General features: G+C 56.2%; 14 protein-coding genes. 2 read left to right on the forward strand and 12 right to left on the reverse strand.

Annotation, left to right across the window (positions count from 1 at the left end):
• Nucleotides 1-4 precede the first annotated feature (4 nt).
• Nucleotides 5-2,938 carry a transporter substrate-binding domain-containing diguanylate cyclase gene (locus tag ACTRWH_RS02230; RefSeq protein WP_083637207.1) on the forward strand — a complete coding sequence of 978 codons (2,934 nt, stop codon included), beginning with the start codon at nucleotides 5-7 and terminating at the stop codon, nucleotides 2,936-2,938.
• 47 nt (nucleotides 2,939-2,985) lie between these two features.
• The gene (gene cysK / locus ACTRWH_RS02235) at nucleotides 2,986-3,957 is read left to right on the forward strand and encodes a cysteine synthase A (RefSeq protein WP_075195618.1); all 972 of its coding nucleotides are present in this window, start codon (nucleotides 2,986-2,988) and stop codon (nucleotides 3,955-3,957) included.
• Between the two features lie 73 nt (nucleotides 3,958-4,030).
• Here the strand turns inward: cysK and ACTRWH_RS02240 are convergent, their stop codons facing one another.
• From ACTRWH_RS02240 to ACTRWH_RS02295, 12 genes are all read right to left on the reverse strand, one after another.
• Nucleotides 4,031-4,609 (reverse strand): porin family protein, encoded by a 579-nt coding sequence (locus tag ACTRWH_RS02240; protein WP_036211188.1) that lies wholly within the window; start codon nucleotides 4,607-4,609, stop codon nucleotides 4,031-4,033.
• A 150-nt stretch (nucleotides 4,610-4,759) separates the two neighbouring features.
• A complete protein-coding gene (locus tag ACTRWH_RS02245; protein WP_051947076.1) occupies nucleotides 4,760-5,047 on the reverse strand; it encodes a hypothetical protein in 288 nt (95 codons plus the stop codon).
• Nucleotides 5,044-5,952: an esterase/lipase family protein gene (locus ACTRWH_RS02250; protein ID WP_075195616.1), complete on the reverse strand. Its 909-nt coding sequence runs from the start codon at nucleotides 5,950-5,952 to the stop codon at nucleotides 5,044-5,046. Before ACTRWH_RS02250 ends, ACTRWH_RS02245 begins: the two co-directional genes overlap by 4 nt.
• Nucleotides 5,953-6,055: 103 nt before the next feature.
• Nucleotides 6,056-7,375, reverse strand: a complete 1,320-nt coding sequence (locus ACTRWH_RS02255; RefSeq protein ID WP_041335470.1) for a glycerophosphodiester phosphodiesterase family protein — start codon at nucleotides 7,373-7,375, stop codon at nucleotides 6,056-6,058.
• Nucleotides 7,376-7,446: 71 nt separating this feature from the next.
• The gene (locus ACTRWH_RS02260) at nucleotides 7,447-7,956 is read right to left on the reverse strand and encodes a hypothetical protein (RefSeq protein ID WP_041335468.1); all 510 of its coding nucleotides are present in this window, start codon (nucleotides 7,954-7,956) and stop codon (nucleotides 7,447-7,449) included.
• Nucleotides 7,957-7,958: 2 nt separating this feature from the next.
• Nucleotides 7,959-8,282: an ElaB/YgaM/YqjD family protein gene (locus ACTRWH_RS02265; RefSeq protein ID WP_036211199.1), complete on the reverse strand. Its 324-nt coding sequence runs from the start codon at nucleotides 8,280-8,282 to the stop codon at nucleotides 7,959-7,961.
• Nucleotides 8,283-8,486: 204 nt separating this feature from the next.
• Nucleotides 8,487-9,335: a DNA ligase gene (locus ACTRWH_RS02270; RefSeq protein WP_462825823.1), complete on the reverse strand. Its 849-nt coding sequence runs from the start codon at nucleotides 9,333-9,335 to the stop codon at nucleotides 8,487-8,489.
• Nucleotides 9,323-9,769, reverse strand: a complete 447-nt coding sequence (locus ACTRWH_RS02275; RefSeq protein ID WP_075195612.1) for a DUF4124 domain-containing protein — start codon at nucleotides 9,767-9,769, stop codon at nucleotides 9,323-9,325. Before ACTRWH_RS02275 ends, ACTRWH_RS02270 begins: the two co-directional genes overlap by 13 nt.
• Nucleotides 9,770-9,886: 117 nt before the next feature.
• Nucleotides 9,887-10,762, reverse strand: a complete 876-nt coding sequence (locus ACTRWH_RS02280; RefSeq protein ID WP_085678578.1) for a hypothetical protein — start codon at nucleotides 10,760-10,762, stop codon at nucleotides 9,887-9,889.
• Nucleotides 10,737-13,601, reverse strand: coding sequence for a toxin VasX (locus tag ACTRWH_RS02285; protein ID WP_462825824.1), 2,865 nt, complete (start codon nucleotides 13,599-13,601; stop codon nucleotides 10,737-10,739). Before ACTRWH_RS02285 ends, ACTRWH_RS02280 begins: the two co-directional genes overlap by 26 nt.
• Entirely contained in the window at nucleotides 13,594-14,460 is an 867-nt protein-coding gene (locus tag ACTRWH_RS02290) for a DUF4123 domain-containing protein (RefSeq protein WP_379865950.1), read from the reverse strand. The genes ACTRWH_RS02285 and ACTRWH_RS02290 overlap by 8 nt, the downstream gene beginning before the upstream one ends.
• Nucleotides 14,460-16,541, reverse strand: a complete 2,082-nt coding sequence (locus ACTRWH_RS02295; RefSeq protein WP_462825825.1) for a type VI secretion system tip protein TssI/VgrG — start codon at nucleotides 16,539-16,541, stop codon at nucleotides 14,460-14,462. The genes ACTRWH_RS02290 and ACTRWH_RS02295 overlap by 1 nt, the downstream gene beginning before the upstream one ends.
• Nucleotides 16,542-16,615 lie beyond the last annotated feature (74 nt).

Here is a 16,615-nt window from a genome sequence, read left to right on the forward strand (position 1 = left end):
CCCGATGAGCGCTGTAATTGCCTGGCAAAGGCCATCTCTGATCACACTGCTTGCTAGCATTTTCGGTGTACTGGCGCTCACCTTCCTATCGATGCCTGCCTGGCCCTCTGTAAAAGAACCCATCTCCGTTGGCATTGTGGCCGACAACAAACCTTACACGTCCATGGCGGGCCGCACAGCCTCCGGCTTCTCTATCGATATAGTCCGGGAGGTGGCTAGCCAGTCAGGATTGGACATTGAGTTTCGGGCAGGCAGTTGGCCCGAAGTGTTCGGTGCATTCCAGCGCGGCGACATCGACGTTATCGAAGGAATTTCATACAACGACGGCCGCGCCAGAACCATACAGTTTACCGAGCCGTACCACATTCGCCAGATGCATCTGATGCATGACCCAGCCAACCCGCTCAAAGACATTGATTCCCCGGGATCCCTCAATGACTACCGTATTGGCGTTGTGCGTGACGCCTATTTCCGCGATGCACTTGAAACGGCGGGCTTGTCGCTCGTCACCTACGATTCCATTCCCGGCCTGGTCCGGGCACTGGCCTTTGGCTGGGTGGACGGCATCATCGGTCCTGAACTGACCCTGAACTACTACGCTAACGAGGCCGGCTTCCGGTTTTTGGAGATTGCTGGCCCCGCACCGTTGGGAGAATGGTCGAAAGAAGACTTTCGACTTGGCGTTCTGAAATCAAACGATGAGTTGTTTGACGTGGTCAGCAGCGGCCTGGCTGCCATTCCCGATAAGCGCATTGAGGAACTGTTCAAGCGGTGGCAGGAATACGGCGGGACCAGCATTGCTGAATCGTCGGGTTTTACCCTGAGTGATGCCCATCAGCACTACATCAGTGAGGTCGGCCCGGTACGGGTGGGCTTTATGAGTGACTATGCGCCCTTCAGCTTTCACGACGCAGACGCGTTGCAAGGACTGTCCGTTGACGTGCTGAACCGGATATCGGATCTGACCGGCCTGCAAATCGTACCGGTGCCCGGGCAATGGTCGGAACTGTACCCCCGGTTTATGGACCGTGACATTGATATCATGGCCAATATCTCGAAAACCGACGAACGCGAAGCGTTCATACGGTTCACCCGGCCCTACCATACCATTCCCAACGTCGCCTTCACTCTGGATAAGAATCTGGCATTCAGCTCACCAGCAGACTTGCAGGGACTGAAGGTCGCTATTGGTTCAGGTATTTACTACGAGGGACCCCTTCGTGAGGCATTGGGCGACAATGTGTTCGCTTTCACCTCCCAGCAGGCCATGTTCCGGGCTCTGGCTGAGGGCTCCGTCGATGTTGCCTTGGCAGCCCTGCCAAACGGAAACTACTGGGTGAGGGAGCTTCGCATTGCCGGAGTGAATATTGCCGGCGAAATGACCCTTGATGGCATGCCGGGAGAAGACCTGCGCTTTGGCGTGCGTCCCGCTCTTGAGCCGCTCGCCTCTATAATGGACGCCGCATTGGAGGCCATCAGCCCAACGGAAATGCGCACTATCGAGAATCGCTGGCTTGGCGCTTCCGCCCGTCGTAACCGGACACCGGCCACCGGCCCGTTAACGTTCTCCGATGCCGAACAGGCCTGGCTGGCCGACCGCAACCGACAACTGACCATCTGCGTAGACCCTGACTGGCTGCCACTGGAGGGCCTCAGCGAAAACGATAAACACCTCGGTATTTCCGCCGACATCTTCGCCCTGTTTGCGAATCGTTCCAACATCACATTCACCCCTCTTCCCGTAGACAGCTGGTCCGAGTCCATAGAGGCAGTCAAAAACCGACACTGCGACATGCTTTCCATGGCCATGGAAACACCGGAGCGGCTTGAATACCTGAATTTCACAAAACCCTATATCCAGATTCCCAGCGTGCTTCTGGGACGTGTGGAAGCCCCCTACATCAATACACTGGACGACATGGGGGACCGACCGGTCGGCGTGGTTAAGGACTACGCTTTTCTGGAACTGCTGAAGACAACCAATCCCGGCCTCAATCTGGTGGAAGTGCCCAGCGAAAAAACCGGACTGCGCATGGTTCAGGAACGGAAGCTGGCGGGGTACCTTGGCACTCTGTCCACCGCCAGCTACAACATGCAGGAGCTGGGTTTGGCAGACCTGAAAGTGCTCGGGCGGATTCCCGCAGACTGGACCCTGGGAGTCGCCACCCGGAATGACCAGCCCGAACTCTTCAACATCATGCAAAAATTGGTGTCCAGCCTGACGGAAGCGGAGCTTAAAACCATTGAACAACAATGGGCAGGACTCAAACTGGAACAGACCGTCGACTACACCCTGGTATTCCAGCTCATCATGGGTGCCGTGGTGCTCTTGGGGTTGCTGTTCTATTGGAACCGCAAACTCGGGCGCCTGAATCATGAACTCGCTGCGGCCAATGACCGCCTTGCGCATCTCAGCGTAACAGACGACCTGACTCAGATCGGCAATCGCAGCTATTTCGACCGTGAGTTCAGCAAGAGCTTCCATTGGTGTCAACGACACGGAGCCGGCTTTGCCGTGGCGATGGTGGACGCGGACCATTTCAAGGAAATCAACGACACCTACGGCCACGACGCGGGCGACCGTTGTCTGGTGGCGCTGGCAGATACCATGCGCTCTCACTTTCGGCGTGACACAGACCGCCTTACCCGGTTCGGCGGTGAGGAGTTTGTGATGTTCACCAGCTTCAGCGACCGTGATGAGCTGGTTTCGCGGCTGGAAGCATTCCGCGAGGGTCTGGCGGGGCTAACCACCTGCTGCGACGACGAACAGATCCGCTTTACTGTAAGCATCGGCCTGGCCACTGGCACACCCGGCAAGGACACGGTGCCGGCAGAATTCCTTCGGCTGGCAGACAAGGCGCTGTATCTCGCCAAGCAAAACGGCCGCAACCGCCTGGAAGCTCTGACCACTGAAGATCAGGCAGCCAGACGGGGCTAGCTGATGCTATCCTTTTGCGACAGGGAAAACGCAAAGGAGACGACACCATGGCTAAGATCTACGAAGACAACTCGCTGTCGATCGGCAATACCCCGCTGGTCAAGCTTAATCGGGTCAACGAAGGGGCCACCATCTGGGCCAAGATTGAAGGGCGCAACCCGGCCTATTCCGTGAAGTGCCGGATCGGTTCCGCCATGATCTGGGATGCGGAAAAGCGTGGCGCTCTCAAACCCGGCATGACGATCGTCGAGCCCACCAGCGGTAACACTGGCATCGCGCTGGCTTTCGTCGCTGCTGCGAGAGGCTACAAGCTGAAACTGACCATGCCGTCATCCATGAGCCTGGAGCGCCGCAAAGTACTGAAGGCCATGGGGGCGGAACTGGTGCTTACGGAGCCGGCGAAGGGCATGAAAGGCGCCATCGCCAAGGCCGAAGAGATCGTTGCTGAAGACCCGGACAACTGCTTCATGCCACAGCAGTTCGAGAACCCGGCCAACCCCCGCATCCACGAGGACACCACCGGGCCCGAAATCTGGAACGATACCGACGGTGCCATCGACATCTTCGTTTCCGGGGTTGGTACCGGCGGCACCCTGACCGGCGTAACCCGTTACATCCGCAATACCAAAGGCAAGGCCATCACCACCGTTGCCGTGGAGCCGGAAGACTCGCCAATCATCACTCAGGCCCGCGGCGGTCAGGACCAAACACCAGCACCCCACAAGATCCAGGGCATTGGCGCCGGCTTCATTCCGGGCAACCTGGACATGGACCTGGTGGACCGGGTGGAAAAAGTCAGCAATCAGGACGCCATGGACATGGCGCACCGGTTGATGCAGGAGGAAGGCATCCTCTGTGGTATATCCTGTGGTGCAGCGGTTGTGGCTGCGGTCAGAATCGGAAAGCTGCCGGAATTCAAGGGCAAGAATATCGTGGTGGTTCTGCCGGATTCCGCCGAGCGCTACCTGTCGTCAGCGCTGTTCGCAGAGCGGTTTGGCGAGCTGGAAAACGTTCAGTAATACGGTAGGTATTGCAGAGAAGCTGATAAAAAGCCCGGGGCCAGAACCGCCCCGGGTTTTTCAGGTACTTACGTTAGAACTGGAAACGCATACCAACACGACCGGTATCGAAGTCCGGCCCGTCATTGGTGACCTGGCCATTGAAGTCGTCTTCGTCGATATCAACGTTGTAGCGGTTGTATTCCGCAAACGCCGTCAACTGTTCGGTGACCCGGAAATCAACACCGGCACCGACAAATGGATTGACCTCATCGTAGGTCTCACTTTCGTCAAACGCGTCTACATCGAACGACGAAGCAAATGCGCCAGCCTTAGCATAAACACCAAAGGTATCTGTCAAAGGCAGCCGCCCGATCAGGCCAAGGGAAGTACCCTTCAACTTGCCATCGACGTCATCGTCGCCAAAGTTGCCGAAATCAATGTACTCGGCTTCCAGGGCGAAGAACTGGTTGAACTGGTAGCCCAGCCCCACGCCGAACAGATCGTTTTCATCATCAAACTCGCCACCATGGGCTTTGTAGCCACCATAACTGCCGCTCAGATATACACCGGAGCTGTCGCGATCGGTGTTGTCCTGGGCTGATACAACCGGGGCGGCCAGCATGGCCGAGGCCAGAACCGTTACATAGGCAAAACCGGATTTATAGCTCATATCGCATCCATCCTTCTGAGTTCGGAAATGATTGATTTCCTGTTGGATTAACCGGTAAAGCGTCATACCGATTACCTGAACTCAGGCTACCTACAAATTGGCGGGATGTGGGTTAAATGCACAATACGGTCTGTTCACCTCATTTTCATGTTAGTTAATGTCAGCTTTGCAATTTTTCGGCGCATTGATGTATTTCACGGATGCTTCAAGACTGGCAGCCGCCAGCGAAACGCTGCGATAGGAGAGACGGGAAATGCCGTGGTGGATGGAGCGAACAGCCTCACTCCAGGGCCGGGCAATCGGCACCCGTTGCAGAATATTGAAGGTTTCATCCGCAATCGACAGATGAATACGCTCCACTTTGAGAGCGCCGTGATTGAGGCCACTGGCTGTTATATCGGCAACGCCAGCCCACCAATTGCGATTATGTTCGCTCATAACAGCCACTCCTTCAGTTGGCTGGCCACATCCGGGTGATGGGCCAGACGGATATGGTCAACGCCGGGGAAGCTGGCGACACCACTGAGTGTCCAGCCCCTCCGCTCATGGCCACGAGCACTGGATTCATGCACCAGCGCATCTCCAAACAGGGCGTTGATCGGATGTTGACGGGATCGCGCCAGCAGGCCACAGACAACGTAATGCCGGGTTCCGGGTAGCAGAGGAGGTTCGCCCTCATTCCCATGAACAACCTCCCCGCGGGACAGATTGCGAATACCCTCACTGCGCAGATCGATCACCTCACCCACCACGCGCAGGTAATCCCGTGGTGCCCGGTTCATCAGGTCGGCTGTGGCCTTCGCGCCTTTTGCCAGCCAGGAACCATCGTGTGGCGAACCGATGTAGACACAGTCGGTGAGTTTCTCAACCCAGCGGTGAGCTAGATACTGACCATGATGGCAGGCACTGCGAATCAGCAACCCGCCCATACTGTGGCCCATCAGAATAATTCGCTCAACTGGCACCGGCCAACGGCGGATCAGGGTTTCCAGAAGCTCGGCAAGGTCTTCGCCATTGCGATAAATCGGTCGGCCGGTGTTGTAGCGAAGGGTAAGCGGTGTGATGGAGCGTCCTTCGTCAGCCAGTAGGGACCCGTAGTGAGACTCAGCTTGCCCCGGAAGGTCCCAAACCGTCTCCAGTTCCATCAAACCATGTATGGACAGGCACAGTGTCGAACCGGGCGACTCCACTGCGGGTGCCGACAAGTCAATGGGCGAGCGCCCGTGGAAGAACTCCATGGGCACCGCCAAAGGGTTGTTTCGCGCCTCAAGCCAGTCCCCAAGGAACCCGCTGAGGATGGCCGAGGCGTGTCTTTGCCACACCGGACTGGTGTCTGTATCCATGCACAACCGCTACCGTTTGATGAGTTATCACCAGTCTACTCCGATAACGGCATTAACGATTGGCTGAATTTTCACCAGTTTACGGCGTCGAGGCAACTGACCTTCAATGGCCCCGGCCGGCAAGCCCCATGCAGTTGGCGTAGAAAGTGGTGGTGGCCGGCCAGTCCGAGAAGATACCAATCACCCCAACCTCCCGGGCCAGCACGTCAATCACATTGAACACGTCGCCGTCGTTATTGATGGCGTCGGTGATGGTCTGGTGATACCAACCCCCGCCATTGGCCAACGGACCACTACGCTCGACCGTCCAGGCGATCATATCCAGCCCCGCTGCCTTGGCGTTTTCAGCGTAGTCCGACGGCACGATCTGCTGGTGGCCATCCAGGGTCAACATTTTCCACAATGCGGGGGCCAGGATATTCACGCCTTGCGCAGACAGGCTTTCCATCCACGCCAGGGAGGAATTCTCCGGTGTCAGCGGCTCCTGATCCAGAAACACAGCCTGTCGTCCAAACCGCGGCGTTTCATTGACCCAGAACAGTACATCATCCAGCAGGAACGACTGCGGCCAGACATCCCTCGGGTTCACGCCGGCTTCAACGTAATCCTGAATCATCTGGCGGGCGTAATCTTCCTGGCTGTAGTCGCCCTCATAGGGCATCTCAACCACCGGCGTTTTCAGTTCCGGCGTGAACTTCACACCCAGTCGTTTAAAGAGTTCGATGCTCTCTTTATGGGTCAACAGGGTGCCGCGACTGCTGTAAAGCTCCGTGCGCCAGTCTGCCGTGCCTTCCAGGTACTCCTCCGGCGTGGTTGCCATGGGGTTGAAGGCGTCCATCTTGCCTTCCAGTGACTTGAACTCCTCCAGCGTGATATCGCTGGTGCGGCATTCTGCCTGCGCCTCAGTGCCACTTGCCGGGTCCGCCGGGACAAACGGCTGCGTACACTTGGCGTTCAGTTCCGGAATCGTCACGATGTTGGTGGTGGTATGGAGATCATTCTGTGCGTGACGGCAAACCAGCTCCCGATCCTTGGTAAAGGCAACATCGCACTCCAGGATGCCAGCCCCCATCTGGGCGGCCGCAACATAGGATTCAAGCGTGTGTTCCGGGAACTGCAACGGCGCACCCCGATGGCCGATGGAGAAATCCGTAGGACGGATTTTGTCGGCGCGGCAGGACTGGAGCCGGTCTTTCAGGCGCCCCTCATCCATGTCTTCCACCAGCCAGAACGGGCGCGGCCCCAGATGGACCTCGCGTTTACCCCGGTGATGTCTGTCCTTCAGATCCGGCCACTTGTCGTGCCATTTTTCAAGGCCTGGCGGAGTCCAACGATCCTCCTTGCCATGCCAATCCGGTGCCGCATGGGCGGCAGAGAATAGAGACATCAGTAATGCCATAACCAGTAACGTGCGTAACTTCATAACAAGCTCCCTGTGCAATGAATGGTACTGCACGGCTATTGTCGGCGCGGGGGGTTACGCTCAGGTGACGATCATGTGACTGGCGCGTCCGTGCCACTTTCCCGTGAGTCCGTTTTGTCTTTGTCTCGGGCCTGCTCGGCCTCAGCTTCCTTCATCAGGACCATGCCGCCCTGCAACAGCAGTGACTTCAGGCGAGGATCACCCTGCTCCACCACACCAAGAGTAAATGCCGCAAACACCGCTTCCAGTGGATTGTTGCGGACAAGGTCTCTGATGGCATCGATTGGTGACGTGGAAGACTGGTCATCACCCTCACCGGCGGCACTGGCGGTTTTCTTGGACGTAGCCGGACGAGTCATTCGATAGAAAAACAACGCCAGCAACAACAGGCAGGACATGCCCGTCACCGCCATGGCGCCGGCCTCCCCCATCACGGGCGATAAAGCCAGCATGGCGGCATTGACGAGCATGTAAAAACCGGTAATCAACAGGGCGACCAGCAACACAAAGGCCAGCATAAAACCTATGATGGCCGCGACTGCCTTGCGCAAGACGCCCTGTAACCAGGCGGAATCGGGCATGATCAGCGGTCCAGCAACCGGCCAACCAACAAGCCTGCGAGGAACATGAGCACAACACTCAGGAACGGCCGCTCCTCGATTTTGTGCTCAACATCGTGCACCGCTTTACTGCTCGCATCCCGGGCACGGTTGAAGGCCTCATCACCGCGTTGCCGGACCTGATCAAAGGCCTCACGGCTTTCCCGGCGAATTTCATCACGAAGGCTGCTGATATTGCTCTTTTGCCCATCAGCAACGGCTTTGGTGAGCTTGGAGAGATCTTCGCGAAGTTGCTGCAAATCTTGCCTGACCTGCTCGTACTCGTTCTGACTGGATTTCGCTTCCATTTGTTGCCTCCTTATCAGTATGTCGTACTGCTATTTCGGCTTTCGGTAACGATTCACATTGTCCACTGACTACCGGCATCAGGGTTGCCCTGACAGAGCTGGCATTCAGCAACCATGGAAAGATATAGAACGACCACGGTTAAAACCACTGTAGCACAAGGTATGGGGCGGTAGATGAAGACCTCGTAATTGAGCGCCCCAGGATCACGGCGCCTCGGGTTCGTCATTGCGAATCCGCAGAAAACTGGCAAATCTGGGAAGGCCTGTCGACGTGAAGCCGTAATATTTATAGGTAATGGTAGCCCCAACCGGCGGCGGATCTTCCCGTTGCTCATCACTGAATCCGGTACCAATGTGGAACTGGCGGCCATCATTCCGCCTTACTAGAATTGATCCAAGCATGCCTTCGTATTTTCCGCTGCCGGCAAGATGCGCTACCACGACCGCCTCGGCATCATCGTAACGCTTCACCTTCAACAGATCATCTGAACGGCCAGTTGAATGAAGGCTGCCGCCGCGACGCAGCATCAAACCCTCGCCGCCCTCGGACACCACCTTGTCCAGCGCCGACATCAAACGCTCATGATCCGTGGCCTTACGTTGCACGACCATGGCCAGGAATGGCGACGGTGATGGCTGCACCAACGCTTCCATAGCCGCAACACGTTCAGCAAAGGGCTGATCGAGCGCCGGAAGGTCAAACACCATAAACCGGATCTGGCGCCAACTGGGATCGACCGGTTCCAGCCGGCGCACCGCGCCGGACAGCTCCGCAAACCGGCCTCGCCCCATCCAGAGTTCGCCGTCCATGGGCACATCGGGAAAGCCCTCAGTAAACCAGTCAGGCGCCCGATACTCGTTGCCACCCCGGGACCAGAACCGCTCACCGTCCCAATAGGCCCGTACACCGTCCAGTTTCTCGCTTACCCAATAATCATCGAGGGCAACGCCTTCGTCGTAGACACCGGCCAGCGCCAGTTCCGGTGGTTCTGCATAGGCGTTGAACGCGGTAAAGAGGGCGAAAGCAAACCAAAACGGAATCAGGCGCCGCATTCACTCTGTACCTTCGCACGAAACTCCTGGCGGATACGCTCATTCTCCTCATCGTCGACAAACACCCGCTCGCCCTCCTTGTTCAGCCGGTACATACGTGAAACGCTCTTAAGATGCTTCAACCGTGCCCGTAAGGACTCACAAAGAGCCTCATGCTTTGCCGCTTTCGCCTCCTGCTTGGCTTTCGCTTCATTGCGCTCAGCCCGCTCCTGCTCGGTTTGCTCGAGGAATTCATTCATCCGCTCCTTGCGCGCGCGGGCATCGGCATCCGAAGACGGTGCGGGGGCTTTTAGCTCTACTTCATCAGAGGCTGCATTCACCGGCGGTCGGTCCCCGAAGTGGGTCTGGCCGTTTTCATCGACCCAGCGGTAGGTACCGGCCTGGGTGATGGGGGTAATTAGGAGGCAGAGGAGGAGTAGGAGTCCTTTCTTCATTTTTTAATCTCCGTATACGGGACTATAGTTACGCTTTACAAGAAAGATGGCTGTCGAGCTGATCGTCGTAGTTGAAACCTATATAAGCCAGAATCAGCCAATGCAAATAGCGGAGAATCAGTAGTAGTTAATCTTCCCAAATATTGCTTCAATCTCTTTCGGCCATTTGTACTTGAAGGGTGAAAACGCCCACCAATACATTGTGGGCATAAAAGTTATTAGCAATAACGTGTCGACGACACGTGCTGCCATTGACTTAGAGGGTATATCCTTGCGATATGAGTCGTAATTCGCCATAACAAGATTATCAGCGTCCTCTTCAACGACCCCTTCGTTGTAGTATCTGACAATAAAGTTCCATTTCCGATACATATCCTCTTCCTTAAACCCGGAAGATATCTTTTTGCGCTGCAGAGGCATCTTGGGGGGCTTTCCGCAAAAGTAATGCTTTTCACGCATGAACAGGTGGGCGTAGTACTGCCGCTCCCACACAACACCGGAGCCCAGATACTGCCAGTTGTAGGAAAAGGCTACTTCAAGCTCGTCCCAAGGGATCCGGTAGAAGGTGCCCCGGTGCCCTACGTACACAAAGCCCTCCTTCCGGTCGATCCGGATCGGTAATGTAAGCGGAAAGAAGATCTCAAATAGGTAGATGGCTACCCAAACGGGCCCGAAAGCGACCAATACCGCCAGCAGTGCCTTCGAATAGAACAGGCTAACAATCCAGCCCAACACCAGCACGACTGCCATGAACAGATTTATGACAGACAATTGGAACCGCCTAAAGATCAAGAAGGCCGACCGGATGTCCATGAACCTTTCGCTGAAGTAGGCGACACCATACTCCATGTCCTCCGAGGAATCGGACACCCCCACCACTTTCCGGGCCGGTGGGCTGGCAAGCCGACCACCATGAGTGCGGTATAGCTTTTTTTCCAGCTCTTGTTCCAGGTCCGTTTCCGGAAAATCACACTTCAAAGGCGAGTCTTTCATCGACACCCAGTTCCTCTACATCGTTTCCATTCAGGATAATACGGAGCCCGTTTTCACCCGTGACTTTGCGGCCGTCCTTCTCATACTCAATCAGCATTTCAAGCTGGTCACATTTGTTGTGGTTGTAGTGGTCAAACCGATACAGCAAACCCTCCGGAGGGCCGCCTAGCCGCTTCATGCTGTCAAACAGGCGGGTAATTTCCCTCGGTTCACTGTCTCCGAACCAGTTCGTGTTCACCTCGAACAGCTTGATGGAATACGTGCAGGTCCCCGCACTATAACCAGGAAAATACACCACAAAGGAGGTCATTTCCGACATGACCTGATGCTCACCCCGGTTTATATCCCAATGTCGACCGATATGCTCGGTCACCCTAACAATGGGAGAAAACAGCATGTAATAAAACGCATCCAGTTCCGCTTCAAAATAACGCCTGACATCGACGCCTTCATCCTGAGAAATAACCGCTCGGCTTTCCTCTAGCAGTTCCGCGCTCGACGGCCTGGACTGTTCATCCCAGTAACGCAACGTAGGAGCATTGCCCCAGAAGGACAGTGACAGAAAATCCTCGATCCGGGACCGGGCGATGTATAGCTGTACCACGCTGATAACAAAAGACACCGCAATCAGAACCCCTCCCACTACGAGCACAACGGCCACACCTGCCCCGGTAACCGCACCCGCCACTGCCAGAGAAGCCAAATAAGTTATACCGATGCTCAGTCCGATCTGAACCCCGGACAGGGCCGCCATCGTGGAATGGCCCGTGTTCAAAGCCCTGTAGCCCCTCTGCCCTTCCAAACCTATTGTGAGTAAAACACCCACATAGGGAAGGTACTTAACAGTCGCTCTCGCGATGACCTTTGTACCTTTAGACAATATTCGAACAGCTTTTGCACCGCTAAGAGCCACCGATACCCTGGCCCCAGCTACTGACAGGTTCGCCCTCTGAGCCCTGACGAACTCTTCTCTGACCAACAACCCGCTGAGGTTGACCACGCCTTCGCCGATGCTCCAAAGGCCAGATAAAAAATACCCCCACCGATCAATGACGGATCGGTCGCCCAAAATCACGTCCTGCTGGGTTTTGTCCAGTCCGGAAAACAGGCTTACTACGTTAATCGCGTGAAAGAAGGTTACGGCGCCGATAAACTTACCCCGGTTCTGTTTAATGCTTTCAACCACCGGGTCCAGCCGGGTATGAAGCCAGCCAAAGGGATTGTCCTTGAAATCCGGGGTCAGGTGGAACACGTCGATCATGGTGCCACGCAGGTAATTCCTGATCCTGGCATCCGCCATGCCGGCGGCCAGTGGCGTCATTGTCAGTTCAGACAGGTTATGGCCAGCAGCTTCCAGTGATTTGCGGTGGACCGCCGTGAGCAGGTCCGTCGCGGTATTCAGGGTGATTCCCTGTCGATGAACATCTATGCCATAGCGTTTCTGGACGGCCTTGGTCCATTTTTTCCACTGCGGCCAAGTCTGAGGGTCTTTCGCCCAGGTTCCCATCTTTGCGGCGGGGGCGGCAAATTCCAGCATCAGAACATCAGTGGCAGTGCTCACTCGCACATGCGCCGGCATGTCGAAGATACTGTCGACGATCTTCAGGCGACCATAATCAAAACCGGGAAGGTCTTTCAGTTTCTGGGCAATACCGTTGGTGGCAGATGCCAGGAACAGCACGGTACTGAGCATGTTACCGACAGTGCCGACTTCGCCTTCGTCTGCTTCCAACCACCGCTCGGCGTCTTCCTTGCCCTTTTCTGCACCGACATAGCCATCCAGTATATCCGCCAGTTCCTGCTCAACCGCCTCGAACCCTTCCGCGCAGTAACAGTCGTTGAACTCCAGTTTCCTAGCCAACTGGACGGAGTCAATCCACCGCTTCCAGTCGTCGAATACCGATGCCCGGGCCTGGTCATACTCTTCAAGCTGTTTGTGGTAGCTTTCAACGAATGCGTCTTTTTCCCCTGAACGAATTCGTTCTTTCAGTTCCTCGGTGACTTCCTGTTGGTCTTCAGGCGTTTCCTTTTTGCTGGCCTCACGGGCGATGAGCGCATCCACCATCTGGGAGGTGGTGTAGGGGTAGGCGTTCTCCTCCGCGTAATTCATAATCAGATTTACATGGAGGGCGTGCAATTGGCCCAGCTCGGAGGCGATACCGATTTCATCTTCAAGGGCAACGCAGTATGAGAACTCGGTTTCTTTCTTGCACTGCCCCTGCAAATCCGACTCTCTGATTCCTTGTGCGAAATCCGTCAGGCTCCACTCGAAATCCATTGGCTCTGGCCGAAAATCTTCAACCACTCCATTTATAGCTTCTGTTTCACCGATATTTACGCCTTCACGATTTTCCGGAAGCCCGCTCAAGTCGAACGACTGCATATGCTCGTCACGGACCTGTGCATCTGTTCGTACAAGTTCCTGCAAACGCACAGTCCATCGATGCTGCACGAATTTCAGGAGCACCTTTCCTTCAGCCGAGTGATGTATAGCGGGCAAAGCACGTTCAGCATCGACATCTGGAAGCAGTACAGAGTTCACACCGGGCTGTACTTCGGTTATCAGACCCTGCTCATTGACCCGGTACTCATGTAGCGTTCCGAAAACTTCGGAGAACATGTAGACCCAACCGGGTGTCAGTTTTCGAACACAGTAATGAGTGGTTCCAAGCGCCACGGAAGGTGGGCGGAAGTTGGGGGGCAAAGTAACCTCTTCCTGACTGATCGCCCAGCGCACCGGATACAATGCAACGGTTTTGAGCTTGAGAGGGCACATCTGTGCCGCTGAGTCGATGTCATCAGCACCCTGTAAAAACGCTGAGCTGTTAGCACTACCCATGGACCAGTCCCTCCGTAGACTTTTTCTCGGCGAATTCTGCAATTCGCGCTATGGCTTTGCCTGGTACTGCGGAATTCTCTTTCCACAGAGTCTGTACTTCACTGCCTTCGAATGCATGGTGCCCAAGCCAGCCAATTGTGTTGATATACAGGGCGATATCGCGGGTACTGTACAATCCCCGCGCTTTTGCTCCGTCGACTAGCGCAGAGACTGCCCCCCAATCCTGCCCATCTGCATTCGTTTTCTGAAGCAAATGGGGAAAGTAGTTTGCAACGTGAAGCTCGAGCTTCCTGAGGGCCGTCTCTTCCGCTGCTCTCTCCATCGCAACCTGGTGTTCCTCACGAATGCTGAACATCTCAGCCTGTTGCTCACTATTGGGTTGGTCATTGTGAAAGAACTCCCACTCACCCGTGCGACGATCCTGAATGGCAAACAGGCTACAAGGCCCCATCAATCGCCTCACATCTTCACCTGATGAATCCAGCTTCAACAGATGCCGCGCGATTTCAGGATCATAGAATCGGAAAACAACGTCATCCCCCGTCACCAACCTAGCCATAAGCAATCCACGCAAATGGTCCATGACCCCTTCAAAATTGCAGTCAGACTGCATTGCGATCGCTACACCCTGAGACTTCCACTCTTCGAAACATCTAAGCGCCAGAGAGCTGTCTATTCCCGTTTCAACCAGCCATGGTGAAATTTCCAAAAGGTCAGCAAGCTCAGTTTCCCTGTAGAGCGCATCGCAATGAGGTGTTTCTAGTTCACGATAAATAATCTGGGACAAATCATTCACTTTTGCACCATCGACAAGAATGAACGTTCTGCCCTTATCGGGAAATTCAGCCAGCTTACCCATCAGACCGCCCCTTGCGATTCTGGCGAGCAAACCTGGCAGATACCCTTACCCTGGTTCGCGGCATTTTTGATGGCGCGTATCTGGTCGGGCTTGGCCATCGGTCTTTGGGGTGTCTCCGGCAGTTCTTCAGCCGCAACAGCCCCACCATTCTTCTCCACCAACCCCGGCATTTCCGGCACCTGCACCTTCTGCCCACTGCCCTTGCCCGGTGATCCACCGGCATTCAGCTTGATGGCGGCACCACCCATGGCAACGCCACTGGGATCAATCTTCACAAAGCTACCGCCGGCCTTGAGGGTGATTTCCGCACCCGCTTCGATAACGGCTTTCTGGCCCGCCTTGATGTGCAGTTCGGTACCGGAGTCGCTGAGCCAGGCGGTGCCGGCTTTCAGGTGCAGGGTGCCGGTGACGTTAAAGCTGTGGTCCTTGCCGGTTTGTTCCCGTTTCTCACCGTCCACGGTGGCGTGGTCATTGCCCTTGATGTGAGCCTTTCGGTGGTTGTCCACGGTCAGGTGGCTGTCATTTTTGATGACTTCGGTGCGGTTGTTTTCCGTCAGCAGGTCCAGGTCTTTCTGGGCGTGGACGTAGATCTGTTCCTTGTCCGCTTCGTCCTCGAACCGCAGTTCGTTGCTGCCCTCACCCTTGTGGGTCTGGGTCTTGAGAGTGGTTCTGGTCTTGTGCTCCGGCAGCGCGTACGGCGGCGTGTTGGTGGCGTGGTAGGTTCTTCCGGTAATGATCGGCTGGTCCGGGTCGCCGTCCAGGAAGCTGACGATGACTTCGTTGCCAATTCTCGGTAACGCCATGAAACCATACTGGCCACCGGCCCAGCCCTGGCTGACTCTGAGCCAGGCGCTGCTGTGTTCGTCATTCTTTGAGTAGCGATCCCAGGGGAATCGCACTTTGACGCGTCCGTGTTCGTCGCAGTGGATCTCTTCGCCTTTGGGGCCGGTGACAATGGCAACCTGGGGGCCGTCCATCAACGGGCGGTGTTCGACCTGGGGCCGCCAGGTGCGGTCCGCAGGGATGGCGTTGAAGGCGTTGTGGTAGGTGGTGGCGCCGTTGTTGCCATCCTCTTCCAGGGCCTGGGGTTGTTCTCCGGTATGGGTGATGCTGGTGAACAGCCATTCCCGGTTCAGGCGTGGGTTGTCGTGGTCGGTGAGTTCGACTTTGGCACCTACGGTGAAGTCGGGGCGATTGCTCTGGCCATCGGCGATGGCGGCGTCGTTCCTGAGGGCATCGAGACGGCTTTCGGTAAAGGGCTGGCCGCTGGCATCCGCTTTGAAGCGGCCGGGGTAATCGTAGTGCTGATAGTCTTCCCGCTGGCCGTCGAGTTTGTCGGCCTGGTGTTCGTGCATCAATGCATAGGCGGGGTTCTTGAAGGTGTAGTCCTTCATGGCCACGGAGGCGGCTCTGACCCGTTCCCGGTAGCGGAACTGGAAGACGGTACTCTGGCGGGTGCTGCCGCCAGCCTTGGCGTTGTATGCCACCGGCTCGAGCCTGGGGGCGTCGCCGTGGTGGTCGGCGATGATGAGGGCAGGTTGGTCGTTGCCCTCCACATCACCGTGATAGTAGCGGTAGTGCCAGCCTTCTTCGGCGGCCAGCCGTTCGACAAAGGCCAGGTCGCTTTCCCGGTGCTGGACGCAGTATTCCCGTTCTTCGGGGGTACGTTTCAAATCAAACACGGAATCTATAAGGCCCCGCTCTTCCAGCAGGGTGCGCACGATGGCGTCGGTGGCCTGGGTCTGGAAGATGCGGCTGTTGTGCATCAGGTCGAGGCGCCACAGGGGTGGCTGGACGATGACGTCGTAACGGGTGCGGCGGTGGCCGGAATCACCCCGGACAAATTCGTTGATCACGCCGGTAAAGCGCCGCAGCGGAACGCTATCCTGCCACATCACCAGTTCCACGGGCTGTTCCAGCACGTCTTCGGGGGCAATATCGGGCGAGGTACTGGCCAGTTCCAGCTTGCAATGGCACAACCTGGAAAGGTGCTCGGTCAGCTCGAAACGGGCGACCACGAACAGGTCTTTGGGGAGTTGGCCAAGGGTGGCCGTGAACTGCAGTCCGGTTGCCTGGGGCATGTCTTCGATCCTTGAAGCAGTAAAATCCTGAACCGCCAATACGGAAAACGTCCTGTTTCCGTATTGGCTCTGGT

It is taken from the genome of Marinobacter sp. G5_S1_61_S3 (genome assembly GCF_054968585.1).